A 17,238-nucleotide genomic window follows, 5' to 3' on the forward strand; every position below is an offset into this window, starting at 1 on the left:
GAACGGATTGCTAAAAGTGACTATTTATTTTGGTAATCTTTCAAGATTTGGCGGCCAGCAATATAAATCATAATCTCATCGGTTCCGCCACCAATTCGCTCACAACGCACGTCACGCCAGAAACGGGAAACTCGCGCATCATCGGTATAGCCCAACCCTCCCATAATCTGTATCGCGTCATCAATAACTTCAAGAGCAGTGCGAGCACAATACAATTTACACAATGCTGCACTGGTTCTTAATGACTGATGCATATCAGCCTGCCATGCGACTTTCAGCACCATATTTCGCATATTTTCGATTTTTACTGCCATTAGAACCAGTTTTTCCTGAATCATCTGGTTGTGCCCAATTGGCTTACCAAATTGAATACGCTGGTTAGCATATTTTGCTGCATCTTCAAAAGCACATTCAGCAAAACCGGTACTGCGGGCAGCATTGATCAAGCGCTCCATTTCAAAGTTGTACATGACATTCAGGAAACCCATTCCCTCTTCGCCGACCATATCGCTTTCATCGACTTCGACATTATCGAGATAGACTTCGCAGGTACTCAGCATGTGCCAGCCAATTTTATGTAATGGATTGATTTTAATACCCGGTCGATTTGACTCTACCCACCAAAGTGTAAATGCCTTTTTCGGATCTTTAGGCTCAGGATCTCGCGCCAGTACCAGCATATAAGGGTATTCTTTCGCCCCGGTAATAAAAGTCTTCTGGCCGTTCAAATACACTTTGCCATTCTTGCGTGTGTAACTTGTCGTCGCACTGTTATTATCCGAACCGGCACCGGGTTCAGTCAGCGCCAGCGCATAAGCTGGATCACCCGTTGCCAATGTACTTTCTGCTGTTTTCCGCAATTGTTCCGGTGAACCAAAACGCATCATACTGTGAATACACTGGCCATTAGTAATCAGAAATGCTGGCGCACCACACTTTGAAACCTCCATGAGTGCCAGCATTTGCGTGACATAATCAGCCGGGATCCCGTTATATTCTTCTGGTACGCCTAACAGAGAAATACCATTATCCGATAACGCCCTCATAAATTCTTTAGGATAAGTTCCGGTTTGATCACAGGTTCTGAAATACTCTTCAGGGAAGTCATTAGTAATGAGTTCCCGAATACTCGCCAGCAATAACTCTTGCTCTTCGGTTAAGCTAAAGTCCATACTCTTCACTCCCCTATTTTATTTATCATCAGACAAAACAAATCCCATGACGTTATCGTAAAACATCCGTTCATCCATTAATTTCAGATCAGTGGATATTATCGGCTTGAAATCCATTTGAGATAATATATCCCTTTCTAAATCAACACCGGGGGCAATTTCAACCAAGTGTAATCCGTCTTCTTTTAAGGTAAATACCGCTCGCTCAGTGATATAACGCACATCTAAACCACGCTCTAAAGCAATTTTCCCGCTGAACGTAATTTCTGGTATTTCTTTAATGAATTTTTTAACTCGCCCTTCCTGAATTATTTTCAGCGTTCCATCACCGACCTCAGTTTTCAGGCTGCCTGCAGTTAATGTTCCGCAGAATATTATTTTTTTAGAGGTAGCGCTAATATCAATAAAACCGCCCGTCCCCATAATTTTGCCATTAAATTTATGAACGCCGACATTGCCCTGTTGATCTATTTCAGCAAAACTCAAATAACAAACATCCAACCCACCACCGTGATAAAAATCAAACTGCGAGGTCATGTCCAGAATGGCTCGGGTATTCACATTGGCACCAAAAGCAACACCTTGTGTCGTAATGCCGCCAATGGGGCCGGTTTCCACGGTTAATACAAAATCATCAGCGCAGCCTTCTTCTCTGGCAACTAGGCCAATGCCATCTGCAATACCGACCCCCACATTTCCGACAGCCCCTTTACGCATTTCAAACAGTGCACGGCGGGCAACCAGTTTGCGTTGGTTCAGTGGAATCGCCATCTTAGTGCTGTCATCCAAGACAAAATCGCCGGAAATAAAACGGTTAACCGGTGCACCACCATAGAGTTGAGTTTGTGCTGGATCGACAACCACGATATCGACCAGATAGCCGGGTATTCTGACGGATTTTGGATGAAGCGTCGCTTTTTTGACCATCTTCTGCACTTGCATCATGACAATGCCGCCATTGTTATGCACTGCCTGCGCGATAACCAAGGCATCTAGATACATCACTTCATCTTCAAAAGAAGCGTAACCTTCACTGTCACAGGTTGTGGCACGAATAAAAGCCACTGTCGGCGCTATGGCCTTATAAAAGAGATATTCCTGATTATCAATTTCGATCAGTTTAATCAGTTCTTCTTTTGTCACTTCATTCAGTTTTCCACCTTGCTGGCGTGGATCAACAAATGTGCCAATCCCAATATTAGTTAAAATACCTGGCTGGTGAGCGGCAGAGGCACGAAGAACCTGAGTCAAAACGCCTTGCGGATAGTTATAGGCGCTAATCTTATTTTGTTCAGCCAAGTCAGAAATACGTGGTGATTGTCCCCAATGGCCACAAAGTGCCCATTTAACCAACCCTTCCTGAGCCAGTGGACTAATTCCTCGTTCTGCGCGATCGCCCAATCCGGTGGGACTAATTAAAGATAAATTACGTGGCGACTGTGTATTTTTATATTGTTCTGATAGTGCTGTTATTAAAGTTGTTGCTTCCAGAATCCCACCACCTGCACCTAATACACAGAGTGTCGCTTCATCCGGAATATATTTTACTGCATCCTCCGCGGATAAAACGGGAACCCGACCATTAACTCTTTTCGGTTTATCCAGTTTCATAGGTACTCCTAATTATCACTAAATTTATTTTCCATCCTACAGATGAAGCACATCCTCACCTCAAGGTGCTGTAAATAAAATTCAGATAGGGATGGTTATTCAGAAACCGAAATAGTTCCTGAATAACTTTAAATAAATATGAATTTATGACTGATGTATTGTCGTTAAAACAGATCTTAACTCTTTAATATCTATCTGCCCGGGGGCTGATGCTTTTTTTAGTGCCCCAAAGGTTGCCGCCGAACCAAAGACCTCACCTGATAATCGTGAAATAATGCCAAGCTTCGACATTGACATTGTAATGATGGGGCGATCTGCATATTGCTCATACATTTCCAATGTCGCAGCCAACAACGTCATAACATCGCTTTTATTTTGCGGCATTAATGCAATTTTAGGTATATCGGCTCCGAGTTCTTGCATTTTTCGTAGACGTTTAACAATTTCGTCTTTGGGCGGTGTTTTATGGAAATCATGATTAGACATGATAACTTTAATACCTTTAGCATGTGCATATGCTATCGTCGCACTGACTTCTTGGTCACCAGTAAAAAGCTCCAAGTCAATCATGTCAACCAAGCCACTATCAATCATCTTTCTGTTTAAGGAGAGATAATCTGTGGATGATATTTCTTTCTCTCCCCCTTCTTTCGCTGTGCGGAAGGTAAAGAGAATCGGTTTATTGTGAATAATAGTTCTGAGCTGGTGTGCCGCGTCGATAATACTCTCGATATTTTTCACATCATCAAAATGATCTATACGCCATTCTAGAATATCAAAGTCAAACTCTTGGTAATATTGCGCTTCTGACTTAACCGCAGAGGCATTTTTTCCCATCAATGACACGATGATTTTGGGGGCACCCTCGCCAATGACCAGATTTTTCACTGTTACCGTTTTCATTCTTTTCCCTTCCATTAATGCCTGACAACCGGCGTTAGTCAGTATATTCCCGAATAGTCAGTTACGCATTGAATCCCATAACCTTTTTAACATATTCCAATGGGAACTCTTTTCCGGTCCAAAGCTTAAACTGTTCGGCTCCTTGCCATAATAACATTCCATATCCATCAACAGTTTTACATCCCGCCTCCATGGCCATCTGTAATAGCTTAGTCATATGAGGATTGTAAACACATTCCGAAACAAGGAGTTCGGGGCGCAGCATAGAGATATCACTAACGATGCATTCATTTTCCAGTGGCTTCATGCCCACTTTTGTTCCATTCGTCAGAATATCTGCACTAGCAATCGCGTTAGCAAAAGCCTTTTGGTTAGCCAGGTCATTTACTGTCACGACACAATCGGTATTATCATTAACGCGTTTAGCGAAAGCGAGAGCCTCTTCGTAAAACTCATCCCGCCGATTAAACAGCATAATTTCTTTGATACCTTCAATCGCTGCTTGTGCACCAATCGCGGTAGATGCCCCCCCCGCGCCAACCAAAACCATTTTTTTACCCTTGATATCAAAGCCAGTCTCTTTAATGGCTTTAATATGCCCGGTTCCGTCAGTGTTATATCCTCTGAGGAAACCGTTATCATTAACAATAGTATTAATTGCACCCACCAATTTAGCTGCAGGGGTTAACTCATCGACATACTGGCATGCTAGCTGTTTATTCGGCATGGAAACGCCAGTACCGCGCATTTTTAATGCCTTCAACCCTTCGATTGCTTTTCCAAAAGTCGAAGTATCTACCTCAAAAGCCATATAAGTATAAGGTAACCCAACCTCTTCCAATGCTTTATTCTGCATTTCAGGGGATAAACTATGTCTGATTGGATACGCCATTAATCCAATCAGCTCATATTTTGCAGTAACATCCATTGGTCACTCCTCACTAAAAAATAGGTATATTAAAATTGACTTAGTTAATATTTCTCTTGTTATTTATAAGCAGTATTCTTATTGAAAGAATCGCTCACCAAAACGAAAATCACTTTGCGGAATTTTGAAGACTTTATAGTACCGAATAAAGACGACTATCGCGGTGACGAAAGCAACAAGAGCAAATGCGATGTCCAGCAGGATAATATATTGCAATCCGATAGTAGATAAATAACCGGTAGCTAGAGGAATGACAAAGTTCGCCAACCCTCCCATCATCATATATATGCTGGTAACTTTGGCTTTGCTTTTTGGGAAAAATTCAGACATGACTGAGACACCAAGCTGTAATATTCCACCCGCAGCAGAGAAACCAATAACGAACGCGCCGACATTACACACCAGCGGTGATGGATACAGATAAATAACGGTAGCCGCTATAACGGATAACGCAGTATTAAACACATTGGCCCAGACGGGGCGCACCATGCTTTTCAACAAGAAAGCAAAGAGAAATACGCACAGTAATGAACCCAAGCTATAGTAAGAAATTGTTTTTAATGCGTCCGCTTCTGCCATGCCTGCAAAAGCCATAGCATATTTTGGCATCCAAACGACGATGACATAAAACGTTGAAAATGCAGCAACACCAAATATAACGGAGGCGACACCTTCCAGCCACGCCAGTGGTTTACTGTTCATCTGAGGCAAGTCTTTGGCAATAGCAGCATCGACTGTCTGACTGGGAAATTTACTCTTGACCACTAATAATGTGACAAGAATAAATAACACACCTGGAATCACCATGGCATAACCAAACCAAAGCTGGCTCACCATCAGGAAACTAACCAACATTGGATAGAACATCTGCCCAAAGGAAATGGTGGCTTTAAGCAGAATAACAGCAGACCCAGATGTTTTAGGATAGCATTCCATCAACGCAGGATAACCGCCTGTATCTAATGCTGCGTTCGCGGCACCAACACAAAATGCCAGAATAAATGCGACGATCAGATTTGGACTGGCGAGAATACCAAAGAAAAATAGAATGTATAACGCAATGCCGACGAAAATAACCGAACGTCTACCGAACTTATCCGAGATGACCCCGAAGAATAGGATACAAACGAGCCGCCCCAAACCTATCCCGGAAATGACATAGGCGATTCCTGCACTGTCTGTGTTAAATTTTTCTGCCAATGGAGTCATATTCTGCGCTAACGTGATAACGCTGATCCCATGAAGAAAGTAGCTTAGGTATATACTTATCGCAGCTAATAAAAATGGCGCATTAAAGGCCCTGCTCTGGCTCATGCTTTTCTCCGTTTATGGTTAATTTTTATTAAATATATTCTTATAAAACATCAATAAACTACCAACCCTATATAATGTATATAACACCCACGGTTATTTATACGTAATATAACGTTTTCGTTTTCAATTTTATTGCAAACCACTAGCCAGAAATAACAAGAGTATTGTTGAAAATTTGTTTTAATTTCACACATCCAACACAACACGAATGGAGGAATAAAAACCGTCGCGACGAGTAAATATCGTTTGATTTTGTGAGGCAGTTAAAATTTATTAAGCCATAAATTTATTTAAGAAAATTACTCAACAAAACAATAGGGATTTCCATAAAACTATAATTAAATTATTTAACACTTCATTTACGCCGCGCGTTTTCATCAATAGAAAAAAGAGCATGCTATGTTGCACAAGGCCATAATAATTTTGCACATCCTACGAAAGCAAACCTTCAAAGACATTAAATTAATAAGATAATAACTCTCGCGCACCAGCACATTATGTGACGGTAACCCTAGTACATGCAGAATGTTTATCGTATGTTCACATGAGATAAATTGATAAACCGCGATGAGAAACTGAATGAATTTAAAACAATTACATTATTTTAAGCGTTTAGCCGAAAAGCAGCATTACACTGAAGCCGCATCGAGTTTGTTCATTGCCCAACCCTCACTAAGTCATGCCATATCTGAGCTTGAAAAAGAGCTTGGCGTGGCCTTGTTTGAAAAAATGGGCAGAAACGTGCGAATAACACAGAGTGGAAAAATTTTTTTACCTTATGTGGAAAATGCGCTGCTTGAATTGGAGAATGGCCGCCTTGCCCTACGCCAAATGAGTGGTTCTCAAAACAATACCATCAGACTGGCCTTTATTTACACTATGGGAGAAACAGTAGTTCCTCAGTTGATTAATCGGTTTATCCATGTCTCCGGCAATGAAAATAAACGTTTTTGCTTCTATCAGGGAACATCTTCATCGATTATTGACGATCTGAAAGCTGATAAGTTTGATCTGGCTTTCTGTTCTCATATGCCGGAAGAACCAGAAATAGAGTTTATCCCTTTAATTAGCCAAGAACTGGTATTGGTAACGTCCCGTGATCACCCCTTAGCACTGCGTAATGAAAGTGAAATAGCGCTAGAGGACACCATTCCATACCCCTATATCTTTTTTTCACAAAAAAGTGGATTACGCCAGTTTATTGACAAGATGTTTATGCAGAAGAAACTGATTCCAGAAATAACCTGTTATGTCGAAGAAGATACCGCGATGGTTGGGCTAGTGAGTATTAACTACGGCATTGCAATTATGCCGCGGATCAGTACGCTTTCACATTCTAATGTTCATGTTATGCACATCAAAGACCCCGGCCCCACACGGTATATTTGCCTAGCTACCCGTAAAGATCAGGTATTATCGCCAGCGGCACAAACATTTAAGAAATTTATCTTTACTGCATGTCAACAAATGACGTTCAAGTAACCCACCCGCGCTGTAGGCAGTAATTTCCACCTACAGCCTATTGCCTACTTCAAACCTGAACTTGACTCATTTTTACCATATAACCCCGCTCTTTCCTGCTCCGGTAACCAATAAATAATGCTGTCAGGAAACCTGCCGCAGCGAGGCCAACATCAAACCACATAATACTGGCAATACTGGTTTGTGAAAGTTTTGCGGTAATCAACGGAATAGTGAATGTCGCCAGACTCCCTGCACTATAAAAGATTGCAGTAGCCTTGCCTTTCGCTTGCGGAAAGCGCATTGCCATCAATGTCAGCCCGAGTTGCATAACACCTCCTGCCGCAGAAAATCCAATGACAAAAGAAAAGATAAATACCGTGGTGACAGTGGTATATAGGCATACCGTTAACAACGCGACAAAAGAGATGAAGGTATAAAGCATTAACAATGTGGTTGAACTGACAGTTTTCTTAACTAACCCTGCCGTAATAAAAACACAGAGCAAAGAGCCAATGGTATATACACTCAACAGTTTAATTGACAAGGTATAAGACATCCCTGCCACAAACTGCCCATACTGCGCCAACCATTGACTGATAAGATAAAATGTTGCCATTGCGATATAGCCATATAGCGTGAAACTGGCCAGATCCAGCATCGAACAGGTATAGGTTTTAGATGCTTCAGGTTCTTCTGTAACTTGCGTTGTGGATTCTATTTTCACAGGAGAATCATGTCGTGGGAAAGGGCATTTAAACAGATAGAGTGCATTGAGGAACATAATGCTGGCAGCAATCAAAAATGACCAACCGAACCAAAGATCAAACCACACCAAAATACTAATCATAAACGGCAGAATAAATTGACCACCGGAGACAAACGCTTTAATAAGAATATTCGCTGTACTCGGAGTATTAGGGAAAGCTTCCATTAACGATGGATAAGTGCCAGAGTCTAGGAAACTGTTAGCCATTCCTGCCAAAAAACCAAAACAATAGGCAACGACAATACTTTGTGTACTCAGGACTCCGAGGAAAAAGCCTAAATAACAAAACATTCCCAGATAGATAAAAGGTTTTCGACCAAAGCGGTCAGACAGCATACCTGCCACAAGCAGAATACTCAGCCGCCCTATTCCCAATGAAGAGATGACAATAGATACTCCCGCAGCATCAGTTTGCCATTGTTGCTGTAAATGGGGCATATTCAAACTGATCAATATGTCCCCCATACCATGAACCAAATAATTGATATACAAGCCGATAGATGTAGGTATGTAATTGTTTTTCATATAAACCTTTTCCAGAAAAGGATTTTTAAATTTAACCTACAGGAATTTTCCTATCGTTATCTAAAAAACCTGATCTACAGATATTTCCCGGTAAATGTTGTCGTGCAAGAAAATGACAACCAGACTCAATATGGCAAGTAAAACAATTCTTAAAAATTCGGTATTTTTCTTATTTCCATACTAACAATCAGGTCGAGCAATAAATAATTCATTTTTTGAAAGTAACTCATAGATTATTTCTATAGATGGAGCATATCAATACAGTATTTTTTCTTATAATCATATGTCATCTACATAGTTGCCATCCATTTTTCAACATAAAAGCAACATAATGGTTGGATGTTTAACACAAAGAGTGTCATATTCGGGATCAATCCCTAGGTAATAACGCTTAATGAAAAATAGGGAGAAATAAGCATGCCGTTGATATGTGATAATAGGCAAGATATTTATTTTTGAATTTGTGAGGAGAAGAAAATATTATTCAATTTTATGACGAAAATCATACTGTAAAATGAAATAATTAATTCCTGCAGACTGTCAATATACCTAGAGAATCAAAGTGTAATTAATGCAAGATAATTTCACTTTACACAGTAATTTTATTTATCAGTTGTAAAAAACCACCTATTTTTAACATAACCGTTCCAGATCATGAGAATAGAGTTCGGCCGCTACAGATTGATATATTTTCCATTCTATAAAGTCCCCCTCTGTATAGACAGCATGAAATGCCGCATAATCAGGGAAAAAGCGCATAGTATTATTCCCAATACGATTATTTATCTTTTTAATAATGGCATTAACTCTTTGCTTTCTTTTTTCATTCATGAGCATCAGCGTATCAACTACAGAAAGTGGGATATCTTGCTCTCCCCTTTCCCATTTCTGCCACATGTCAGTGTTGTTATCGCCTGCAATATACTTTGCCGCCTCGTCATAGCTTAGGAAAAAAAGCTGCCTCAGCGCCTGCAATTCTAAATTATTCATAATGCATCCCCCTAAAGTAGTCAGAATGAATGATTAAATAACATTATAATTATCTTAACGGAATGATCATTATCACAATAAGGTGAACCGATAGTTATTAGGTCATCGCGTTAAATTTAAAAAGCTCACAAATCCAAGAGGATTGCGAGCTTCTCATGTTGATCACATCACTGCCACTCAGGTAGGTGAATCCCAACATTTATGCGCGCACATGCTTTTTATTCTCCAACAAGAATAACGTCAATCCCCCCTTTGCGTAGGCCATTCAAGCTTTCAGTAGGAATACCTTTATCCGTAATGACCATATGTATACGCTGGGTATCAATAATCTTATGTAGGCTGGAACGGTTAAATTTGCTGGAGTCAGTGACTACGATGATACGTTCCGCAACTTCACACATTCGGCGATTGAGTCGAGCTTCGTCTTCATTATGCGTGCTCACCCCCCGCTCAAGGTCGATGGCATCGACCCCAAGAAACAGCATATCGAAGTGATAGTTTTGCAAAGACTGATCGGCCTGATCACCATAGAAGGAAAGAGACTGGCGGCGCAAATGCCCACCTGTCATCAGCAATTCCACCCCTTCAGCATCAAGCAGCGAGTTAGCGACATTCATACCATTTGTCATCGCAATGACCTCCTTATGATTACGCATGTGACGCGCAATTTCACAGGTAGTCGTGCCTGAGTCCAAAATGACGCGGTGCCCAGGCTTAATCAGATTGGCAGCAACACGGGCGATACTGCGTTTTAACGATGTGTTAAGGGAGCTTTTATCTTCAACCGTAGGTTCTACCGCAGGTGTACCTGAATCACACACCAGCGCACCGCCGTAGGCACGTACCGCAATCCCTTGTTTTTCCAAAAAAGCCAGATCATTGCGGATTGTTACCGTTGAAACGCCAAAAAATGACGATAAATCGTTTACCTGAACACTTCCCTGTTGACGCAGGCGTTGAATGATCTGCTCACGCCTTTCACTGGTGCCTGTTATGCGTTTATCCGTTGCCGAATCAGTATTGCTCATAGGAAATCCTTTCTAAAGCCTTTCGTTTCATTTCACTTTGTCTATTAACACCTTTCTTTTGCGGGAAAGCAAGTCTTAACATTGCCCAAGAACAGCGATCTTTCAGGTTCACAATTCTTTCATTATGTTTCTTTTGCGAAACAGATCTCAATTTTATAATCTTTCGTTTTGTTTTTATTAAGCGATAAAGCAGTATCAATGAAACAAATCGAAAGATAAAAGTACCTTACTACATTATACGGAGAGGAAAGTGAAACATTTAACCGAGTTTGTGGCTGACCATAAACAGGATACCGGATGTGGCATTTTTGCCGTCTGTTCCGCTCACCCATTGGTTTTGGAAGCGGCAATACGCCACGCCCAGGAGACCCAATCCCTCTTATTAATAGAAGCGACCTCCAACCAAGTAGACCAGTATGGTGGCTATACCGGCATGACACCGGCAGACTTTCGTGGTTTTGTTGAACAAATGGCGGATAACCACCAGCTTCCTCGTGATCGGTTGGTTTTGGGGGGAGACCATCTTGGACCTAATCGCTGGCAAAACAGACCGGCGCAAGAAGCTATGGCTCATGCAGAGGAACTTATTCGCCACTATGTGGCGGCGGGCTTTAAGAAAATTCACCTCGATTGCAGTATGTCTTGTGCTGATGACCCGGTGCCACTCACTGATCAAATTGTTGCCGAAAGAGCCGCAAGACTGGCCCATATAGCAGAAAAAACCCGTCAGGAGCAGTATCGTTCCTCTGATCTGGTTTACGTCATTGGCACTGAAGTTCCCGTCCCTGGTGGCGCACACGAAACACTGTCAACTCTTGTTGTTACCTCACCACAGGCGGCAAAAGCAACCTTGGAGGCCCATCGACACGCTTTTGAGCAACAGGGTTTAAGCGATATATGGCCGCGTATTATCGGGCTGGTTGTCCAACCCGGTGTCGAATTCGATCATGCTCATGTTATTGATTATCAAGCAGAGAAATCTCTTGCCCTCAGTCAAATGATCGCAGAATTTGACACTATGGTTTTTGAAGCCCACTCCACTGATTATCAAACTCCACTGGCGCTACGTCAGCTCGTTCAGCATCACTTCGCTATTTTGAAAGTCGGCCCTGCGCTCACTTTTGCACTGCGTGAAGCCTTATTTTCATTGGCAGCTATCGAACAGGAATTGCGGCCTGCCTACCAATGTTCGGGGCTGCGAGAGGTATTGGAGAGTGTCATGCAGGAACAACCTGAATACTGGAAACATCATTATCACGGCAAAAATGAAGCACGTCGTTTAGCACGTGGATACAGCTATTCTGACCGCATTCGTTACTATTGGCCCGATCAGAATATCGACAATGCCTATTCTCGATTAATAGAAAATTTGCTGGATGAAACGATTCCACTGCCATTAATCAGTCAGTATCTGCCTCTTCAATACGTTAAGGTCCGTGAAGGTCGTCTCGCAGCAACGCCGCACGAACTGATTATCGACCATATCCAGGATGTTGTGCGCCAGTACCATGCTGCCTGTCTGGGAACATCGCCATCCCATTAACACAATGATAACAAGGAATAAAATATGCCAAACATTGTATTAAGTCGTATTGATGAGCGACTAATTCACGGCCAGGTTGGTGTTCAATGGGTCGGTTTTGCCGGCGCGAATCTGGTTTTAGTTGCCAATGATGAAGTCGCCGAAGATCAGGTCCAGCAAAATTTAATGGAAATGGTACTGGCTGAAGGGATTGCAGTGCGCTTTTGGCCCCTGCAAAAAGTTATCGACAATATTCATCGCGCAGCAGATCGCCAGAAAATTTTACTGGTCTGCAAGACACCCAAAGACTTTCTGACCTTGGTTAACGGCGATGTTCCCGTGACGCGCATTAATGTCGGCAATATGCACTACGCCGAAGGGAAACAACAAATCACGAAAACCGTCTCTGTTGATGATCAGGATATTGTTGCCTTCAATGGCCTGAAAAGTGCTGGGGTGGAATGTTTTATTCAGGGCGTGCCAACTGAGCAGGCTCAGGATCTCTACAAACTCCTCTGAGGTATTTTCTATGGAAATTAGCTTACTACAGGCATTAGCGTTGGGGATTCTGGCCTTTATTGCCGGTCTGGATATGTTCAATGGCCTGACCCATATGCACCGCCCGGTGGTTCTCGGGCCGCTGGTTGGTCTGATACTCGGTGATCTCCACACCGGCATTCTCACCGGCGGGACTCTGGAACTGGTTTGGATGGGGCTTGCCCCACTCGCGGGTGCTCAACCGCCCAATGTGATTATCGGCACCATCGTCGGAACGGCTTTTGCCATTACCGCGGGCGTAAAACCTGAAGTCGCTGTTGGGGTCGCAGTGCCGTTCGCCGTGGCGGTGCAAATGGGTATCACATTCTTGTTCTCCATCATGTCTGGTGTCATGGCACGCTGCGACAGAATGGCGGCAAATGCAGATACCGCGGGTATTGAGCGTGTTAACTATCTCGCCTTACTGGCCTTAGGGACTTTCTATTTTTTGTGCGCCTTTTTGCCCATCTATTTTGGCGCAGAACATGCAAAAACGGTTATCGATGTGCTGCCAGCCCGTTTGATCGATGGTCTTGGCGTAGCAGGTGGCATCATGCCAGCCATTGGGTTTGCCGTGTTGCTGAAAATCATGATGAAAAACATCTATATCCCCTATTTCATTCTTGGTTTTGTCGCTGCTGCTTGGCTGAAACTACCGGTGTTAGCGATTGCCGCCGCAGCGCTGGCTATGGCATTAATTGATTTTATGCGTAAAGACCCAACGGTGCAGCAGCCTTCCCGTACTGAGCAAGAGGAATTCGAAGATGGCATCTAATACTCACGTTTTACCAGACATCAATGTCACGGAAAAATCAGTGATTGATGGCAATGATAATATCTATGAAGATCAAACTATCGGTGCAGAGCTGACGAAGAAAGATATTAACCGTGTGGCATGGCGCTCTATGCTGCTACAAGCCTCATTTAACTATGAGCGTATGCAGGCATCCGGTTGGCTGTATGGCCTGTTACCTGCGTTGAAAAAGATCCATACCAATAAGAATGATTTAGCGCGGGCGATGAAAGGCCATATGGGCTTTTTCAATACTCATCCTTTCCTTGTGACGTTCGTCATTGGCATCATTTTGGCGATGGAGCGTTCAAAACAGGATGTCAACAGTATCCAAAGTACAAAAATCGCCGTGGGTGCACCACTTGGTGGTATTGGCGATGCCATGTTCTGGCTAACTTTATTACCGATTTGTGGTGGCATCGGGGCTAGTCTAGCTCTACAAGGATCCATCCTTGGCGCAGTGGTATTTATTGTTCTGTTTAACGTGGTCCATCTTGGATTACGTTTCGGGTTGGCTCACTATGCATACCGTATGGGGGTGGCGGCTATCCCACTCATTAAAGCCAACACCCGTAAAGTAGGTCATGCCGCATCCATTGTTGGGATGACGGTGATTGGTGCGCTGGTGGCAACGTATGTCCGCCTGTCTACCACACTTGAGATTACTGCTGGTGACGCGGTGGTTAAACTGCAAACCGACGTTATCGACAAACTGATGCCCGCCTTTCTTCCACTGGTGTACACCCTCACCATGTACTGGTTGGTACGACGCGGTTGGAGCCCCCTGCGGCTTATCGGGCTCACCGTGGTCTTAGGTATCGTCGGAAAGTTTGGCCACTTTCTGTAAGTCAGAGGAGAAAATATGATAAGCATTATTCTCAGTGGTCACGGTGGATTTGCGACCGGGCTGGAAAAGGCGATGAAACAAATACTGGGTGAACAGCCACAAGTTATCGCCATCGACTTTCCTGAATGTTCCACCACCGCTCTGCTGACTGCTCAATTTGAAGAGGCAATAGCCAATCTGGATGAACGTGATGGGCTGGTTTTTTTGACGGATTTACTCGGTGGCACCCCCTTTCGCGTAGCCTCCACTTTAGCCATGCAGAAGGTAGGCCGAGAAGTGATCACCGGTGTCAATATGCAGCTCGTGCTAGAAATGGTGCTGGAACGCGAAGGTCTTAGTAGTCAGGAGTTTCGTCTTATGGCACTTGAGTGCGGGCATCGAGGATTGACCAGTCTCGTGGATGAGATGGGGCGCTATCGCGAACCTACTCCCGTCGAGGAAGGGATATAACGATTTATTGCCAAGCTATTCGTCTGTAAGACTTTCATTATGCCTCACTTTGGTTTGTGGCCTTTGTGTCACAAACCTTTCTTTTCCTTTCCAATAGTCAGCCATTATTAACCACAAATAAAAGTAATTCATTATAAATAAACGATATTTTAATAAACAACTCTTTTTTAGATCCTATTTTTCGTTTTATTTCCTTTCTTATGTTGACCTTTCGTTTTCTTTTCTATAGATTTTCATTTAAGCATATAACCCATTAAATGAAACAAAACGAAAGGTCGCCATGTTCTGCTTTGTGCTGACCCATTGAATTCGCACTGCTAAGGACTGAGTTATGAATGAAACCCATTTTTCCTGTACTCCCCCGTCAACGTGGACTGAAAAAGAGATCCGTCAGCAACCAGAGTGCTGGATACGATCATTAAAAAATATCGAAAGTTTACGTCACGATATCGACACTTTCCTTGCCCCACTGTTGCAACAATCTGATTTGCAGATTGTCCTGACGGGTGCGGGAACCTCAGCTTTTATCGGTGACATTATTGCACCATGGTTATCACGCCACACCAGCGAAAATTTTGTTGCAGTACCCACCACAGACCTCGTCACCAATCCCGCTGATTATCTGTCTGCCGAACAACCGACTTTACTTATCTCTTTTGCTCGCTCCGGTAACAGCCCGGAAAGTGTTGCCGCAGTCGATTTAGCTAACCAAATCGTCAAGCAGTGCCATCATTTGGTCATCACCTGTAATGAAGCTGGCAGTCTGTATCAAAATGCGGTGAAGAGCGATAATGCTTTGGCACTGTTAATGCCCGCCGAAACTCATGATCGTGGTTTCGCCATGACCAGTAGCATTACCACCATGATGGCTAGCTGTCTGGCGGTTTTCGCCCCAGAGGTCATCAACAGTTCGCGTTTTCAAGATGTGGCAACACGCTGCCAGCAGATCATTGCCTCACAAGGTAATTTGAGTCATGCCGTGTTTGGTGACTTGTCTTTCAAACGAATTGTCTATCTCGGCAGTGGTGGGCTACAGGGCGTAGCACGAGAGTCAGCACTGAAAGTGTTAGAGTTAACCGCCGGTAAATTGGTGGCATTTTACGACTCCCCGACCGGTTTCCGTCACGGGCCAAAATCCTTGGTCAATGCCGAAACACTGGTCGTCGTTTTTGTTTCCAGCCACCCTTACACCCGTCAATATGATCTCGATTTACTGGCTGAATTGCACCGCGACCAACAGGCTATGCGCGTTGTGGCAATCTCTGCTACACCCCATCCAGAAATCGACGCTGGTCCGCATCTTCTGTTACCCGCCTCCCGCGACTTTATCGACATCGAGCAAGCATTCTGCTTTCTGATGTATGCACAAATTTTCGCCCTGACCGAATCCATCAAAGCGGGCATTACTCCAGATACCCCTTCCGCCAGCGGGACAGTCAACCGTGTTGTGAAAGGCGTGGTTATTCACCCTTGGAAAGGTTGAGAGGATCAGCATATGAGCATTATTTCTACCAAATATCTTCTTCAAGACGCGCAGGCCAGAGGCTACGCCGTACCGGCGTTTAATATCCATAACGCCGAAACCATTCAGGCAATCCTTGAAGTTTGTAAAGAGATGCAATCCCCGGTGATCCTTGCCGGCACTCCGGGCACCTTTAAACACATTGCTTTTGAAGAGATCTATGCACTGTGTAAAGCCTATTCGGAAAGCTATGACATGCCGCTGGCGCTACATCTTGATCATCATGAATCACTGGAAGATATCACCCGCAAAGTCAATGCTGGTGTTCGTAGCGCGATGATTGATGGCAGCCACTTCCCATTTGCTAAGAATGTGCAGCTTGTTAGAAGCGTGGTTGATTTTTGCCATCGCCATGATTGCAGCGTCGAAGCTGAGTTAGGTCGTCTGGGCGGTGTAGAAGATGATATGGATGTTGATGAGGAGAGTGCCTTCCTCACTGACCCACAAGAAGCTCGCCGCTTTGTCGAATTTACTGGAGTCGATAGTCTTGCTGTTGCTATTGGGACTGCACATGGCTTGTATACCAAACGCCCCAAAATTGACTTCAAGCGCTTGGGCGAAATTCGTGACGTTGTCGATATTCCGCTGGTATTACATGGCGCAAGTGATGTCCCTGATGAATATGTTAGACGCGCCATCGAGCTGGGTGTTTGTAAAGTGAATGTCGCAACCGAGCTGAAAATCGCGTTTGCGGCGGCGGTGAAAAAATGGTTTGCCGATAATCCCGAGGGCAACGATCCACGTTATTACATGCGTGTCGGTATGGATGCGATGAAAGACGTGGTCTGCAGCAAAGTAACCGTCTGCGGGTCGGCGAACAAATTAATTCCTGAAATAGAAGCCTCGCTATAACCCTTGATAGCGCT

Annotated in this window: 16 protein-coding genes; 8 read left to right on the forward strand and 8 right to left on the reverse strand. The window is 43.6% G+C overall.

Features of this window, described 5'->3' with window-relative positions; genetic code table 11:
* Nucleotides 1-20 precede the first annotated feature (20 nt).
* The 5 genes from ACIOG0_RS12400 to ACIOG0_RS12420 form a co-directional block, all read right to left on the reverse strand.
* Complete coding sequence (locus ACIOG0_RS12400; RefSeq protein ID WP_050098212.1) at nt 21-1,172, reverse strand: acyl-CoA dehydrogenase; 1,152 nt, start codon at nt 1,170-1,172, stop codon at nt 21-23.
* An 18-nt stretch (nt 1,173-1,190) separates the two neighbouring features.
* Nucleotides 1,191-2,783, reverse strand: coding sequence for an acyl CoA:acetate/3-ketoacid CoA transferase (locus ACIOG0_RS12405; protein WP_050098213.1), 1,593 nt, complete (start codon nt 2,781-2,783; stop codon nt 1,191-1,193).
* A gap of 144 nt (nt 2,784-2,927) precedes the next feature.
* Nucleotides 2,928-3,686 (reverse strand): type I 3-dehydroquinate dehydratase, encoded by a 759-nt coding sequence (gene aroD / locus ACIOG0_RS12410; RefSeq protein WP_050139547.1) that lies wholly within the window; start codon nt 3,684-3,686, stop codon nt 2,928-2,930.
* A 61-nt stretch (nt 3,687-3,747) separates the two neighbouring features.
* On the reverse strand, nt 3,748-4,614 hold the full coding sequence (gene ydiB / locus ACIOG0_RS12415; protein ID WP_050098215.1) for a quinate/shikimate dehydrogenase: 867 nt from the start codon (nt 4,612-4,614) through the stop codon (nt 3,748-3,750).
* A 78-nt stretch (nt 4,615-4,692) separates the two neighbouring features.
* A complete protein-coding gene (locus ACIOG0_RS12420; protein ID WP_050098216.1) occupies nt 4,693-5,928 on the reverse strand; it encodes an MFS transporter in 1,236 nt (411 codons plus the stop codon).
* A 579-nt stretch (nt 5,929-6,507) separates the two neighbouring features.
* On the opposite strand from ACIOG0_RS12420, the gene ACIOG0_RS12425 reads away from it, so the two are divergent.
* The gene (locus ACIOG0_RS12425) at nt 6,508-7,410 is read left to right on the forward strand and encodes a LysR family transcriptional regulator (RefSeq protein ID WP_128450988.1); all 903 of its coding nucleotides are present in this window, start codon (nt 6,508-6,510) and stop codon (nt 7,408-7,410) included.
* Nucleotides 7,411-7,459: 49 nt separating this feature from the next.
* Here ACIOG0_RS12425 and ACIOG0_RS12430 read toward each other — a convergent pair whose 3' ends face one another.
* From ACIOG0_RS12430 to ACIOG0_RS12440, 3 genes are all read right to left on the reverse strand, one after another.
* Nucleotides 7,460-8,683 (reverse strand): MFS transporter, encoded by a 1,224-nt coding sequence (locus ACIOG0_RS12430; protein ID WP_404704843.1) that lies wholly within the window; start codon nt 8,681-8,683, stop codon nt 7,460-7,462.
* A gap of 633 nt (nt 8,684-9,316) precedes the next feature.
* Nucleotides 9,317-9,673: a YdiL family protein gene (locus tag ACIOG0_RS12435; protein WP_050098219.1), complete on the reverse strand. Its 357-nt coding sequence runs from the start codon at nt 9,671-9,673 to the stop codon at nt 9,317-9,319.
* A 218-nt stretch (nt 9,674-9,891) separates the two neighbouring features.
* Complete coding sequence (locus tag ACIOG0_RS12440; RefSeq protein ID WP_050098220.1) at nt 9,892-10,701, reverse strand: DeoR family transcriptional regulator; 810 nt, start codon at nt 10,699-10,701, stop codon at nt 9,892-9,894.
* A gap of 250 nt (nt 10,702-10,951) precedes the next feature.
* On the opposite strand from ACIOG0_RS12440, the gene kbaZ reads away from it, so the two are divergent.
* The 7 genes from kbaZ to kbaY all read left to right on the forward strand — a co-directional run bounded on the left by kbaZ (nt 10,952) and on the right by kbaY (nt 17,224).
* The gene (gene kbaZ / locus ACIOG0_RS12445; RefSeq protein ID WP_128450989.1) at nt 10,952-12,244 is read left to right on the forward strand and encodes a tagatose-bisphosphate aldolase subunit KbaZ; all 1,293 of its coding nucleotides are present in this window, start codon (nt 10,952-10,954) and stop codon (nt 12,242-12,244) included.
* A gap of 24 nt (nt 12,245-12,268) precedes the next feature.
* Nucleotides 12,269-12,742: a PTS N-acetylgalactosamine transporter subunit IIB gene (gene agaV, locus ACIOG0_RS12450; RefSeq protein ID WP_050098222.1), complete on the forward strand. Its 474-nt coding sequence runs from the start codon at nt 12,269-12,271 to the stop codon at nt 12,740-12,742.
* Nucleotides 12,743-12,752: 10 nt separating this feature from the next.
* Nucleotides 12,753-13,535, forward strand: coding sequence for a PTS N-acetylgalactosamine transporter subunit IIC (agaW, locus tag ACIOG0_RS12455; RefSeq protein ID WP_050296369.1), 783 nt, complete (start codon nt 12,753-12,755; stop codon nt 13,533-13,535).
* Entirely contained in the window at nt 13,525-14,400 is an 876-nt protein-coding gene (agaE, locus tag ACIOG0_RS12460; RefSeq protein WP_050098224.1) for a PTS N-acetylgalactosamine transporter subunit IID, read from the forward strand. The genes agaW and agaE overlap by 11 nt, the downstream gene beginning before the upstream one ends.
* Before the next feature lie 15 nt (nt 14,401-14,415).
* Nucleotides 14,416-14,850 carry a PTS galactosamine/N-acetylgalactosamine transporter subunit IIA gene (gene agaF, locus ACIOG0_RS12465; protein ID WP_050098225.1) on the forward strand — a complete coding sequence of 145 codons (435 nt, stop codon included), beginning with the start codon at nt 14,416-14,418 and terminating at the stop codon, nt 14,848-14,850.
* A 331-nt stretch (nt 14,851-15,181) separates the two neighbouring features.
* Nucleotides 15,182-16,333, forward strand: coding sequence for an SIS domain-containing protein (locus tag ACIOG0_RS12470; protein WP_128450990.1), 1,152 nt, complete (start codon nt 15,182-15,184; stop codon nt 16,331-16,333).
* A 12-nt stretch (nt 16,334-16,345) separates the two neighbouring features.
* Nucleotides 16,346-17,224, forward strand: coding sequence for a tagatose-bisphosphate aldolase subunit KbaY (kbaY, locus tag ACIOG0_RS12475; RefSeq protein ID WP_128450991.1), 879 nt, complete (start codon nt 16,346-16,348; stop codon nt 17,222-17,224).
* Nucleotides 17,225-17,238 lie beyond the last annotated feature (14 nt).

Source organism: Yersinia vastinensis (assembly GCF_044905075.1).
Taxonomy (GTDB): domain Bacteria; phylum Pseudomonadota; class Gammaproteobacteria; order Enterobacterales; family Enterobacteriaceae; genus Yersinia; species Yersinia vastinensis.